This is a genomic window from Kistimonas scapharcae (assembly GCF_039540975.1).
GTDB classification, from domain to species: Bacteria; Pseudomonadota; Gammaproteobacteria; order Pseudomonadales; family Endozoicomonadaceae; genus Kistimonas; species Kistimonas scapharcae.
Genome location: NZ_BAABFL010000400.1, coordinates 1 through 13916, shown reverse-complemented (window position 1 = coordinate 13916; position 13916 = coordinate 1). Strand labels below are relative to the sequence as shown.

The following is a 13916-nucleotide window of genomic DNA, read 5'->3' as shown; positions in this document are numbered from 1 at the left end:
GCGTTTTGTGCAAAAACTGTACTCTGTTGCCAAAAGTACGGCCAGCTTGCTCACATTCCCAAGGTTAAGCGGGATTTAAGGCATGGTACTGGCAAGTGCTGGCGCTTATATTAAAACGGGTACAATACATGACCCTCATGCCTATTTCGGTAAGCAGATTAATGTGACTGAAGTGATACAATTAAACGATTTATGCCTCATGAATAGATGCCGTCAAACAATTCGAGCAATCATTCGAACAGGCCCTGATTTTGATAAGCTCAGCTCTTTGATGCCACGAAAACTGGCTGATTATCTGCAAGTCAAAGGAGAACCAACAAACTCCGGAATGCCCCTAGTTTAGGGGATGATTACAAAAGCACGAATGACAATTCATGACAAATCGCCATAAGCCTTTGGATTTTAATCAAGATATCGTGTGAAGCAATAATCTAGAAGAGATAAAACCAGGAAATCATGGAAATCGAAACGCAGGCATAAACCAGCATAACCGGGAATCCGGCGCGCAGATAATCGGTTAACTGATAATTACCCGCGCTGTAGATCATGAGGTTCGTTTGATAACCGACAGGCGTTAGAAAGCTGCAGCTGGCAGCAAAGGCAATGGTCATAATAAAGGCTCCGGGATCTATCCCCAATACCTGGGCCAGCCCCAAAGCGAGAGGGAATGACAAGGCTGCCGCAACATTATTGGTGACAACCTCAGTCAATACCATGGTCAAAATAAACAGTCCAGTCATCACGACCCACGGTTGAAAGTCCTGCAAATAAATTGCGGCATTTTGAGCGATTGCATGAACAGTGCCGTCATTAGTAAAGACCTGTGCGATACCCAGAGCAGAACCTATAACAGCAATCAGCTCAAACGGGATGCGATTCCGCAGTTCTTCCAGACGAGTGTAATCAGCCAGAAGGTAGACAATAAATATGCCGATCAGCCCTTCCAACAGGGGAAACAACCCCATAATCGAACCTGCCAGGCCAAACAGAAACAGAGAAATGCTGATCACGCTGCTACGTGTATCCAGGCTACCACTCGCAACATGTTCTCGCAGGATATGAAAGTCTGTTGTTTCTTCGCTGAGCGCTCTAAAGTCTTCTCCCGTGGCCAACAATAAGCGGTCGCCTACCTGAAGGCGAACATTAGACAATTTTCCGGTTAACTCCTGATTCCCCCGACTCAGGGCTACAACGGCAGCATCATAGCGTATGCGAAGGCCCAGATTACGGACAAATTTGCGCGCCAAGTCCGAACCGGAAGCAATAACGACTTCAGTCAGATTGCCGACAGGGATTCTCTCTTCTTCGGTAAGTAACGCCAGGCCAGAAAATCGATCCAGTTCAGAAATAAAATTCGGATCGCCATTAAAGATTAAAATGTCATTGGCGCGTATACGGCGATTGGGGCGAACAGGGGTAATCAACCGACCTTCCCGCCAGATCTCAACGAGGAAGATACTTTCAAGATCCCTGATGCCATTTTCCTTGATACTCTTACCCACCAGTGGAGAACCTTCTTCAACACGAGCTTCCATCAGGAACTTGTTATACGACTCACTGGACTGGCTACTATCCGGCAAAATGTACTGTCCGGTTGCGATCAATACGAACAGCACCGCCATCACAACCGGTGCACCGATCTTGAAAAAATCCCCAAATTCAAGCGGTTCAAGGCCTGCACTAACGACAAAACTATTAATAATGAGGTTGGTCGATGTACCAATCAACGTCAGCATTCCGCCGGCAATAGCACTATAAGAGAGAGGAATCAGTACCTTTGAAGCCGCATGCTGCTTTTGCCCTGCAACTTTACCCATGAATGCAGCAACAATGGCGGTATTGTTTAGCATGGAGGATAAAAACGCTGTCATGGTGCATAGTCGCAGTAACGCTGTACGGTAACCACAATCCAGCGCGTGGCGAGTGGCCATCTCAATGAAGCGGTTTTTTTCAAGAACAATGGAAACCAGCAACAACAAAACCAGCGTCATCAGTACAGGGTTCACAAAATTGGCCAAAGCCTCTTCCACGCCCAGCTGACCGGTAAACAGGAAATAAAGCAAAGCCATCGCAAAAATCTGACCCGCGCGCCACAGGTTGCTGATTAATGCTGCCAGAACGAGCACCAGAACCGAGCCATTAATCCATGGCATGAGCTGGGAATAGGTTTCCATTAACCGTCCATGGTTTCACATTGCCTATTTAGATTACTTTAGCAGCGTGTCATAACTCAGGTGATTTATTGAAAGGCATCAACAAAATCAATCATGGTGGGAGTGCCGTTTAACAATTCATCAAGCAATGCCTCAGCAGCGGGCCATTCTAGTTCGGGGTATCGCGTCATGGAATCCTTGACCAGCTGACTGAAAGTTTTCTGGCGCTCCTGAAAGATATGTTCACTGACGCCACCTTTCCCTTCACTACGAATGAATTTCATGGCTTCCATAATATCCGCCAGTTTGGCTATCCGCTTCAAACGGTCAGGTAGGTGATGCTTATACCGCTTATATTCAGGACAGAGAGATTCTTCAATTTTCTCAATGGGGCTGTCTCCTTTGGGAAAAGAGGCTTCCAGTCGTCGCTTAAGCGGTGTTGCCAGGTCGCCGGTTAATGTCTCCGGCATATCATGCCAAAGACAGAACTGGAGCAGCGCCAGTTTTTCTTCCGGTGAAATGGCGGGATAAACCTGTTCCGTCAGGGAGCAAGCGTACATGGTTACCAGAAAAGAATGCTCAGCAATCGAGGGATAACGGTGACAGGGAACGGAATGCCAGCGAGTCACATCAGCGCTTCGCGCAATATCGTATATATTCATAAATCCCCCGGAAGCAAGTTGATATCAGATTAATAAATGTTCACTTGTTCTCAATTGCCATTAAATCAACAGACTGCTTATTCCTATGACCAGTATAAGTCTTGAATCGTCTGCCGCTTGTCACTATTCTGATCCGGCCAAAAAAATAACGAATTTTAACAGGCCACCCTTTATGACAAGACTCTTTCAGTTCTTATTTTTGTTCTGCTTAAGCAGTAGCGCTTTTGCAGAAAGCTATGTTTACCTCACTAACAATACCTATGAAACGCTTCAGATAGAAACCCATGTACGGGGAGACACCACACTGGTCGCCGGTGAACATTATGAACAGCTTGCCGCTGAGGTGCCGCCATTAGCCACCCGGCGGGTACTGCGCATGAACCGGGATGAAGGGATCAAAAACGGCAAGACGTATTTTCTGGACACCCGGGTTTCCGGAAGCCAAAGCCAGGTGACTCTCCAGCAGAAGCTGACGGGCACGCTGACCTTCAGCAAGATGTGGCTGAGTGCCGCCAGTGACAGCGGTGACCTGACATGGTTTTATGACCGTGACATCCACCGTCAAACCCTGACGTTTGATGGCAAGCAGAGTACCCTGGCTTTCCGTTCCCAGAAAGCCAGAACCTCAGGGGATGACCTTTACTATGTGATCCACAATGAACACCAGCAACCCACCGTCCAAAGCAGCGATAAACTGAAGGTTCTCTCCTATAACACATGGATTCTGCTACCTGGCCTGATAGCCAAGAAATCCGCTGAACGCCTGGACGCCATGCTGGATATCGTCAGCGGTTATGACGTGATTGTTTTTCAGGAGCTTTTTGATAACAGCTTACGCCAGAACTTCATTAACCGACTGGATGAAGAGTACCCCTATTTCACCCGTATCGTTGATGAAACCGGAAAAATGGAAGACGGCGGCATTTTCATCGCCAGCCGCTGGCCCATTGAGGCGGAAGATCAAACCGTTTACGACCGTTGCATTAATGATGGGTGCCTGGCTGCCAAGGGAGCTGTCTATGCCAAGGTCAACAAAATGGGAAACAGCTACCACCTCTTCGGCACCCACACCCACGCCTATACCGGCACGGAAGACATCGCGGTCAGGGCTGAGCATCTTCAGCAACTCAGGGATTTCATTGACAGTCAGAACATTCCAACCTCTGAGCCGGTTCTGATCGCCGGTGACCTTAACGTTGATAAAGTCAATTACCCCGGCGAACACAGCCAGATGCTGGCAATTCTCGATGCAACAGAACCTCAGGCAACGGGGGCTTATCCCTACAGTTATGACGGCCACGTCAACAAGTGGGCTTCCAACTACCGGGAATACCTGGATTATGTGCTTTACAGCAATCGCCATCTCCAGCCAGTAAACAGCACCAATGCGCTGCTCACCCCCCGGAGTATTGACGCAGGACTCTGGGGCGACTGGGATATTTCTGACCACTTCCCCATAGAGGGCAGTTTCACCTTCCCCCTGCCTTCAAAAGCCCCCGTGGAAAGTGATGGCTACCGGACCATCACCATGAGTGATCTCTGTCTGGATGGGAACAGCGTGATTAATCTGGCCCATACCAGCCTGGAAGCCTGTGACGGCACCGACAGCCAATACTGGCAGTTCACTGCAGAAGGCAGCATCAGAAACCGGGAGAACCCGAACCGCTGCCTCGATGGCATGGGGGTTCTCAATGGTACCCGCTTGATTGTCTGGGACTGCCATGGGGGCGACAATCAGCGCTGGATGAAGGATGGCAAGTTTATTCGCAGCAGCCAAAACCCCCAAAAGGTCATTGATGCCTACCAGACTTCTCAGGGTGGCGGTGTTGGCATTTGGCAGTACCATGGCGGCAATAATCAGCAATGGCAGTGGAGGCAATAATCCTCAACTGACGACAGAGCCTCCGGAACCGCATGACTATTAATTATTCCATGCGGTTCCCTCATCAAAACACTGCGGATTCCTGGGTTAATCCGGTAAGATTACCGGCCAGATACCCTCTCCAGGAGTCAGCATGCAGCAAGAAACTCATTCCGATATCGACCCCAAAATCGTGATTAACCAGGAAACCGCCAAAATACCCTGGCATGATCTGCAGCGCTTTTTCGCCAGCGGTAAGACATTACATGTTCACCATGGACTCGATCTTGTCGATGTTGCCCTGGCCATGCATCAAGATGATAAAGCAGCCATTCAACGCTGGATGAATGATGGTCTATTAGGCGATGTAAACGATGATGACGCTCGACACTGGTATGAGCAGAACACAACCGTATGGGCTGTCGTGATTGCCCCCTGGGTTTTGGTTCAACCCGTATCAGGCGGATCTATAGCCCAATAATGGATACCTTGGTGATAGTATCAGCCGATGTTATCACCAAGGCGAAAAGCAGGCAGGGAGTCAGAACTCTGACAACTCAATAAACAGTATGATGCCTGTTAACAAAGGATGCGGAGCATTCCTCTTACTCGGATAGGGTCTTCAGTATCAGGAATTCACCGGGATTAACACCTTATCCAGAATTGAATAATCATCTGTCCCTGCAGTTAGCGGATAGAGCACAATCAGCTGACAGCTTCTTCTTTCTTCTGTTCGGCCTGGGCCTTTTCCAGTTCAAGCGTCAGATTTTGCACCTGCTGCTGCAGCTGTTTTTGCTTGCTCTTAAGGGTATTGTTTTCAGCGGTTAAAACGCGGTTCTGCTCCTGCAGACGCTTAACCTGCTTTTTCATACGATCAGGGTTCTGGGCGCGCAGGCTCTTGATTTCACCATCCAGACTCTTGGCCTGAACGGAAAACTTCATAACGTTCTTCTCAGCCGCTTCCAGCTGGGATTTTAGCCCCTGTACTTCCTTATTGTGCGAGGAGGTAATTTCCAACAACGCCTCAAGTCTGCGTTGCTCGACGAGCGCTTGTTCTTCTGAAATGATAGGATTTCCTCCTGCGGTGGATGTTTCCATTGAAAGTACCTCAACCTCTTGGCGATCAGGCAGCGTTTTTACTGTCTATCTATTGATATCAATATGACGTTTATAGGCCAGCTTGGAAGAAGCTGGACGCAAGGAAACTGTCAGAGCGCGGCATTATACACTTTTTCAACGTATGGCAAGTAGTTTATTTGAACATATTTTATATGGATTTATCGAAGTTCAGCAGAGAATTACGTTAACCGCCAGTCCTCCCAATGCAGTTTCCTTGTAGTTACTCTGCATATCCTTACCGGTCTGGTGCATGGTTGCTATAACTTCATCCAGGGTCACCCGGTGAGAACCGTCCCCCCGCAAGGCCAGACGTGCAGCATTGATAGCTTTGACAGCCCCCATGGTATTGCGTTCAATGCAGGGGATTTGAACCAGACCGGCTATCGGGTCACAGGTCATACCGAGATTGTGTTCCATGCCGATTTCCGCGGCATTTTCAATCTGCTCTACGCTGCCCCCAAGGACAGCGGTCAGGCCTGCTGCAGCCATGGAGCAGGCGACACCAATCTCTCCCTGACAGCCGACCTCAGCCGCTGAAATAGACGCGTTTTTCTTATAAAGCATGCCAATCGCGGCTGCGGTTAGCATGAAGTCATACAATCCCTGCTCATCAGCCCCGTTGATGAAACGCATATAGTAGGCAATGACAGCAGGAATAACGCCGGCAGCGCCATTGGTCGGTGCGGTAACCACCCTGCCCCCCGCTGCGTTTTCTTCATTGACCGCCAGGGCAAACAGACTAACCCAGTCAATCGCCAATAGTGGATCTGCAGCATCACTGCCCGCATTGATCAGCTCCTTATAGAGACCAGCCGCGCGGCGTTTTACATCAAGACCGCCAGGCAATATCCCCTCGGTTCGACAGCCGCGCTCAATGCAGCTGTTCATGACCTGCCACAGTTCTCTCAAACCTTGTTCAACCTTGTCACTGTCACCGTGCAAAGCGATTTCATTCTTCATCATTAACTGGGCGACAGATAAACTATGAGCACTGCATTTACTCAACAATTCTTCTGCAGATTCAAAAGGATACGGAATACTTTTAGCACCCAGTACCTGAACATTGTCTGCCGTCTGTATTTCGGTGGCTGAAACGATGAAACCACCTCCCACGGAAAACCAGGTTTGGTCCGCCAACGTGACGCCCTGCTGATTAAATGCCAGTAATCTGAGACCATTCGGATGTTCGGGTAGCGGCGTGTTATTGAAAATAATATCGGAGGATTTATCGAAGGAAATCTGAGCCTGATTAGGTAGGCACAATACTCCATCATTACAGACAGCAAGATAACGATCGTTAGCAGTTTCAGGATCAACAGACTCTGGCATTTCTCCCATAAGCCCGAGCACAACAGCCTGATCAGTGGCATGTCCGGTTCCTGTCAGCGCCAAAGCTCCGTAGAGTTCTACCCGGATTCTGGTCACTTCATCCAATGCGATCGTACGAACAAACTGACAGGCGGCCTTCATGGGGCCGACAGTATGGGAGCTGGATGGCCCGATACCAATCTTGAACAAATCAAACACGCTGAGGGTCATAGGTTGTCCTGCATACCAGATATTATGATTGTTGACCGCCATCCCTGGCGGCCTTTGAGACGTTCGATCGATCAGGCAGCTTCAGGTGCTGCGGCCAGCGCCGCCTGCAGCCACTGCCAGAAACGGCTCACGCTCTCAATGTGAACCTTCTCATCCGGTGAATGGGGGAACACGATGGTTGGGCCGATGGATACCATATCCCACGCTGGGTAAGTGGCACCCAAAATACCGCACTCGAGTCCCGCATGAATCACCTTCACTTCCGGTGCTTTGCCGAACAGTGTCTCATGGGTTTCCTTCATGGTTACCAGCATGGCAGAGGATACATCCGGCTGCCAGCCCGGGAACATGCCGACCATGCGGGCTTCTGCGCCAGCCATGCGGAACAGACCGCATATACGATGCCCCATGTTCTCAGTGGCACTGTCAATCAGGCTTCTGGCAAAGCAGGCTGCATGGAGTTTGCCCTCAGCAATCGTAACAATGGCCAGGTTGTTGGAGGTTTCAACGACGCCAGGCACACTGTCGCTCATCCGGTCAACACCATGGGGACATACATCCAGTGTATCCAGCCAGCGCAGTTGATCCTGCTCAGCCATGATGTTGGCCTTAGCTTCTGCTTCTTCAGCCAGCATGACGAGACCTGGCTCAACTGCCTGCAGCTCGTTACCGAAAACAGCGGCCATCTTGTCAAATAGCCCATCAAAGACGTCTGACTGATCAGCGGGAATCGCGACAGTCGCGAAGCACTCCCGGGGAATCGCATTACTGAGATTACCACCTTCGAAGCTGGCAATACGCACACCAAGGGTTTGCATCTGCTTGAGCATGCGAATCATCAGCTTGCTGGCATTACCACGCTGCAAATGAATATCACAGCCGGAATGACCGCCTTTCAAGCCCTTGATGATCAGCTTACGCCATTGCATATCAGCAGCAGCGGTCTCTTCGACGTAAGCGGCATCTGCCAGTACATCAACGCCACCCGCGCAACCGACGTAAACTTCCCCCTCTTCTTCGGTATCCAGGTTAATGAGGATTTTGCCCTGCAAAACACCGGGCTTAAGGGCTTCTGCACCCACCATTGAGCGTTCTTCATCAATGGTGAACAGTGCCTCAATGGGGCCATGAGGAATATCCGTGGCTTGCAAAATCGCCAGTGTAGCGGCAATACCCATACCATTGTCTGCACCCAGTGTGGTGCCAGCAGCAGTGACCCATTCACCATCGACATAAGCCTTGATGGGGTCGCGGCTGAAATCATGGTCTGTATCCGCATTTTTCTGGGGAACCATGTCCAGATGGCTCTGGAGAATGACACCGGTACGGTTTTCCATACCTGCAGTGGCGGGTTTCCTGACGATCAGGTTGCCAACTTCATCAACGTAACTCTCAAGACCCAGACGTTCCGCGAGGGCAACGATATGGTCTCTAACCTGTTCTTCCTGACCGGATGGACGTGGAATCTGGCACAGATCACTAAAACGTTCCCAGATCCTGGTGGGTTCTAACTGTTTGATATCAGACACAATCCATTCCTGTTTTATGACTACGATTATGGCTTGGGACTGTTATATCAATCCGTCGAGACGATTGGCGTAGGTATATTCCCGTATTCGACATGATTAATGTCAGCAAACTTCGATATTTCAGGCGTACTAAATGACCAACAAAGAAGATATATGATTGTATATTATTTATAATTTAAGACCTCAACAGCCATTCCTGTCTTAATATCGCCTTGTCCGTGATGAATCAGGTTCTGCCCGAAGAAAATGCCATTGCCCTGCCGTCGGTATGATGCCAGCATGCGTAGCGGTTCACCGGTTTTGACCCCTTTCTCAGTATCTACTGTTGTCATGACACAACGGCTGCAGGGTTTCGCCACGCTAAATTCAATATGGCCAATACGGATCCTGTCCTACCGGTCTTCTTCATGAGGGTCACACCCGCTCACAACAATGTTGGGGCGGAATCGACGCATTGGCACAGGAGCATCCAGTCGTTCATTCAGTGATTGAAGGGAAGCCTCTGAAATCAGCAGGAAGGAAAACCCATCAGCAAAGGAAACCTGATCACCGGTTGATGCGTATGCCCTATCCACCTGACGAAGAAAAGTATCCGGCATCCAGACCAGTCGACATTCGATGCCTAAGAAATGACTGAACCACTCATCAGCCTCACTACCGGCACCGGTGGCCTGACATTCATCCTTCCAGACCTGCACCAATAACTGTGAAGTGTCATGGATAGACGGTGTCGCTATGGCAAGCGGTTCCATACCCTCTGCGGATATCACAATGCCCGAGTTCTGCTCTTCAACCTCCACCCGAACCAGACGTGGATACTGCCGCTGAGTAATGAACTTCCCGCTTTTGTCTACGACCATCCAGCGACGATCGCCACTGAATCCAAAGGCATCGACAAACCGCTCTACCACCACATTCTGACGGCAGGATTTAATCGGATAAACCGCCAACTCGGATACCGTAATCATGTATTTCCTCAATCACTGGCACTTGTTTTCCCGGTCAAACGCCCTTTCCTGAGCATCAGGTCAACGTAACATTTCCCCGATAAACCGGCTGCGGTATAGTTAGCCGCACTTCCCGCCGCCATCATGCCGCGGCGTATATCAAAAAACAAAAACACATCAATAAAAACAGGGATTCAGGGGACTCAGAATGCTTAAGCGATGGCTGCTCACCGGTGTGGTACTGGCTCTTCTGTTTGGCGTACCGGCTGGCTTAAAGCTGTATGAAAAACACATGACGCAGCAATTCTTCGCGTCCTTTACCCCACCGCCTGTCACGATTTCCGCCGAATCTGTCCGCCTTGAAACCTGGCAACCCCGCCTGACCACTATTGGCAGCCTGACCGCCATACAGGGGGTTGAACTCAAGAGCGAAGTGAAAGGCATCGTCCGTGATGTAATGTTCCAGTCCGGTGAACAGGTGTCTGCAGGACAGCCCCTTCTGCAGCTGGATGACCAGACCGAACAGGCCAACCTGAAAAGTTACAAAGCCCGGCTGAAACTCGCACAACTGACCTACGATCGCGATCGCGCCCTTATTGAGAAACGGGCCATCTCCCAGACCCAGTTTGACCAGAGCGCCGCCACCCTGGACGAAGCCAGCGCCGCAGTCGCCCAGACGGAAGCCATGCTACGAAAGAAAAACATCACGGCTCCCTTCAGCGGCACCATAGGTATTCAACGGGCCGAACCGGGCGATTACCTGAGTGAAGGCGACAAGATTGCCACCCTTCAGGATTTATCCCGCCTTTATATCGATTTCAGTCTGCCAGAACAGGCAGTGCCGAACCTGTTCAAAGGACAAGCCATTCGCTTTCAGGTACCTGCCCATGGTGACCAGTGGTTCACGGGAGCCATTGATGCCATCAACGCCAAGGTCAATAGCGATACCCGATACATTGATGTCCGCGGTGTCGTTAACAACAGCAAAACCCAACTGCTCCCCGGCATGTTTGCGGATATCGAAATCATCCTGTCTGAGCAGGTTCCCGTCGTCACCGTACCAGAAACCGCTGTGACCTATACGCTCTATGGTGATTCCGTCTATGTCATTCAGGGCAAGGAGGACGAGAAAGACGCCGAAACCTTAACCGTCAAACGCACCTTTGTCCGCACCGGTGAGCGCCAGCAGGGCCGTGTAGCAATCACCAAAGGATTGGATGGTTCAGAACAGGTCGTCACGTCTGGACAGTTGAAGCTGGATAACGGCGCCCATGTTGTCATCAACAACAGTGTGCAGCTCTGAGGGTGACCGGGATGTCTATCGCAATGAAACAATCCTTTACCGATATTTTTATCCAGCGCCCGGTGCTTGCCACCGTGGTCAGTCTGTTGATTCTCCTCCTGGGCCTGCAGGCCTTCCAAAAGCTGCCGGTGCGGGAGTATCCGGCCATGGAAGATGCCGTGATCACGGTCACAACCATCTACCCCGGCGCCAGCGCCAAGCTGATGCAGGGGTTTGTTACCACCCCGGTTCAGCAGGCCATGGCAGGCGCCGAGGGCATTGACTACCTGACCTCCAGCAGCAGCCAGAATACATCAACGGTCACCGCCTACCTTCAGCTGGGATACAATGCTGACCGCGCACTTACAGAGATCATGGCCAAGGTCAACGAAGTCAGGAACCAGCTGCCAAGTGAAGCCGAAGACCCGATCATCACCAAGGGTGATAACAAAGGGTCTGCCCTGCTCTATATGAGTTTTTACAGTGATGCCATGAGCAACGAGCAGGTCACGGATTACCTCACCCGCGTGGTGCAACCACGGCTCGCAACCCTGGAAGGGGTAGGCAGCGCAGAGATACTGGGGCAAAAAACCTTTGCCATGCGAGTCTGGCTGGACCCGGTGCGTATGGCGGCGCTCGGCGTCACCGCTGCAGATATTAACCAGGCTATTCTCGACAATAACTTTCAGTCGGCCGCCGGTGAAACCAAAAGCCTCCTGACGGTCACCAGCGTCAATGCTGAGACCGACCTGAGTACCGAAGAAGCCTTCCGACAAATCATTGTCCGGAATGATGGGGATACGCTGGTCAGGATTCAGGATGTGGCCAACATTGAATTGACCGCCGAAAACTTCGACAGTTATGTGGCCTTCAATGGCATCCAGTCCGTCTACATCGGCATCTCGGCCACGCCTTCCGCCAACCCGCTGGATGTGATCGAACGGGTCAGAGAGACACTACCCGGCATACAGGCCCAACTGCCCGACGTGCTCAGTGCCGATATCGTTTATGACGCCACGGAGTTCATCCAGTCATCCATTGATGAAGTGGTCAAAACCCTGCTGGAGGCGACCCTTATTGTTATTGTGGTGGTTTTCCTGTTCCTGGGCTCACTGCGCATTGTTGTGATTCCCGTGGTCGCCATCCCACTGTCCATGGTCGGCGTGCTGTTCCTGATGCACCTGATGGGTTATTCCATCAACCTGCTGACACTGCTTGCCATGGTGCTGGCTATCGGGCTGGTCGTGGATGACGCCATTGTGGTGGTTGAAAACATCCATCGACACATTGAGGAAGGCAAGTCGCCGTTTGATGCGGCACTGGCAGGCGCCCGAGAGATCGCCCTCCCGGTAATTTCCATGACCATCACGCTGGCCGCTGTCTATGCCCCCATCGGCTTTATGACCGGGCTGACCGGCAGTCTGTTCAGGGAATTTGCCTTCACGCTCGCCGGCGCTGTGGTGATCTCCGGCATTATTGCCCTGACACTCTCGCCGATGATGTGTTCGCGGTTATTGCAGCCGGCAGGCAACGACAGTCGCTTTGTCCAGTGGCTCGATCGCCGTTTTGACAAGCTCAAGAACGGCTATCAGGCCGCTATACGCAGGGGATTGTCTTACCGTGGCCCCACCCTGCTCTTTGCCGCTGTCGTTTTCTGCGCGATTCCGGTGATGTTTATGGAAACCCGCAGCGAGCTGGCCCCTAATGAAGATATGGGCATTATCTTTATCATGTCAAAATCGCCCCAGTACGCCAATATTGACTATCTGAATCGATATACCGATACCTACGAAGCCATTTACAGACAATTCCCGGAATACGAAAGCTCATTCCTGGTGAATGGGGATGGTGGACCTAACATGTCGTTCAGCGGCATGTTGCTGAAGCCCTGGCATGAACGGGAACGTAGTCAGTTCGCGATACAAAAGGAATTGCAGAACGAACATCTCAGCCAGGTAGCTGGCCTGGAGGTCTTCTCCTTCAACATGCCATCCCTGCCCGGCGCCGGAGGTGGTTTACCGGTTCAACTGGTGGTCAATACCACCAGTGACTACGAAACCCTGTTTCGGGTAACCGAAGAACTGACCAAAGCGGCACAGCAATCCGGACTGTTCATGTTTATCAGCAACGAACTCCGCTTCAACAAACCCGAGACCCAGCTGATGGTTGACCGGAACAAGGCGGCCAGTCTCGGTATCAGCATGCGGGACATCGGCACCACGCTGTCAACGATGCTGGGCAACGGCAACCTGAACCGGTTCAGTATCGAAGGACGCAGTTATAGGGTCATTCCCCAGGCGCCGCGAGAGTTTCGGCTTAACCAGGAATGGCTGGGCCGCTACTACGTCCGGGCAGAATCCGGTGATATGGTGCCATTATCGGCCATCATAACCGTCAGCACGGAAACCCAGCCAAACCGCCTGACACAATTCCAGCAGCTTAACTCGACCAAACTGCAGGGGATGTTGACACCCGGTGTCAGCCTCGGCGAAGCCCTCGCCTTCCTGCAGGAGAAAGCCGCTGACATTAACCCCGAAGGCTTTGGGATTGATTACGAGGGCAGCTCCCGTCAATACATCAACGAGGGTCAGGCCATCATGGTGACCTTCGCCATCTCACTGCTGGTGATTTTCCTGGTGCTGGCGGCGCAGTTTGAAAGCTTCAGGGATCCGCTGGTCGTGATGGTCACTGTGCCCATGTCCATTTGTGGTGCTTTGATCCCGTTAATGCTGGGCAGCCTGTTTGACCTTAACTCCCGCTTAACGATCTGAAGAAGTAAGGCTAAATTGAATGAAGAGAGCGTCCCCTGTGCTCTTCAGGCAAA

Annotated in this window: 10 protein-coding genes and 1 pseudogene; 5 read left to right on the top strand and 6 right to left on the bottom strand. The window is 51.2% G+C overall.

The window, feature by feature from the left end; genetic code table 11:
- Nucleotides 1–82 precede the first annotated feature (82 nt).
- Nucleotides 83–343 (top strand): hypothetical protein, encoded by a 261-nt coding sequence (locus tag ABD892_RS15060; protein WP_345196695.1) that lies wholly within the window; start codon nucleotides 83–85, stop codon nucleotides 341–343.
- 88 nt (nucleotides 344–431) lie between these two features.
- On the opposite strand, the gene ABD892_RS15055 is transcribed toward ABD892_RS15060, so the two are convergent.
- The gene (locus ABD892_RS15055; protein WP_345196694.1) at nucleotides 432–2174 is read right to left on the bottom strand and encodes an SLC13 family permease; all 1743 of its coding nucleotides are present in this window, start codon (nucleotides 2172–2174) and stop codon (nucleotides 432–434) included.
- 65 nt (nucleotides 2175–2239) lie between these two features.
- Nucleotides 2240–2815 carry a YfbR-like 5'-deoxynucleotidase gene (locus ABD892_RS15050; protein ID WP_345196692.1) on the bottom strand — a complete coding sequence of 192 codons (576 nt, stop codon included), beginning with the start codon at nucleotides 2813–2815 and terminating at the stop codon, nucleotides 2240–2242.
- Nucleotides 2816–2987: 172 nt separating this feature from the next.
- Between ABD892_RS15050 and ABD892_RS15045 the strand changes: the two genes are divergently transcribed.
- Both ABD892_RS15045 and ABD892_RS15040 read left to right on the top strand, forming a co-directional pair.
- On the top strand, nucleotides 2988–4697 hold the full coding sequence (locus tag ABD892_RS15045; RefSeq protein WP_345196691.1) for a ricin-type beta-trefoil lectin domain protein: 1710 nt from the start codon (nucleotides 2988–2990) through the stop codon (nucleotides 4695–4697).
- Nucleotides 4698–4830: 133 nt separating this feature from the next.
- A complete protein-coding gene (locus ABD892_RS15040) occupies nucleotides 4831–5157 on the top strand; it encodes a DUF2288 domain-containing protein (protein WP_345196690.1) in 327 nt (108 codons plus the stop codon).
- Nucleotides 5158–5381: 224 nt separating this feature from the next.
- Here the strand turns inward: ABD892_RS15040 and ABD892_RS15035 are convergent, their stop codons facing one another.
- The 4 genes and pseudogenes from ABD892_RS15035 to ABD892_RS15020 all read right to left on the bottom strand — a co-directional run bounded on the left by ABD892_RS15035 (nucleotide 5382) and on the right by ABD892_RS15020 (nucleotide 9831).
- Nucleotides 5382–5774: a hypothetical protein gene (locus ABD892_RS15035; protein WP_345196688.1), complete on the bottom strand. Its 393-nt coding sequence runs from the start codon at nucleotides 5772–5774 to the stop codon at nucleotides 5382–5384.
- 189 nt (nucleotides 5775–5963) lie between these two features.
- Complete coding sequence (locus ABD892_RS15030; RefSeq protein ID WP_345196687.1) at nucleotides 5964–7334, bottom strand: L-serine ammonia-lyase; 1371 nt, start codon at nucleotides 7332–7334, stop codon at nucleotides 5964–5966.
- Nucleotides 7335–7405: 71 nt separating this feature from the next.
- Nucleotides 7406–8863 carry an aminoacyl-histidine dipeptidase gene (locus ABD892_RS15025; protein ID WP_345196685.1) on the bottom strand — a complete coding sequence of 486 codons (1458 nt, stop codon included), beginning with the start codon at nucleotides 8861–8863 and terminating at the stop codon, nucleotides 7406–7408.
- Between the two features lie 164 nt (nucleotides 8864–9027).
- Nucleotides 9028–9831 (bottom strand): annotated as a pseudogene (locus ABD892_RS15020) (MOSC domain-containing protein).
- 187 nt (nucleotides 9832–10018) lie between these two features.
- On the opposite strand from ABD892_RS15020, the gene ABD892_RS15015 reads away from it, so the two are divergent.
- Both ABD892_RS15015 and ABD892_RS15010 read left to right on the top strand, forming a co-directional pair.
- Nucleotides 10019–11113, top strand: a complete 1095-nt coding sequence (locus tag ABD892_RS15015) for an efflux RND transporter periplasmic adaptor subunit (protein ID WP_345196683.1) — start codon at nucleotides 10019–10021, stop codon at nucleotides 11111–11113.
- 23 nt (nucleotides 11114–11136) lie between these two features.
- Entirely contained in the window at nucleotides 11137–13863 is a 2727-nt protein-coding gene (locus ABD892_RS15010; protein WP_345196682.1) for an efflux RND transporter permease subunit, read from the top strand.
- The last annotated feature ends 53 nt before the right edge of the window (nucleotides 13864–13916 follow it).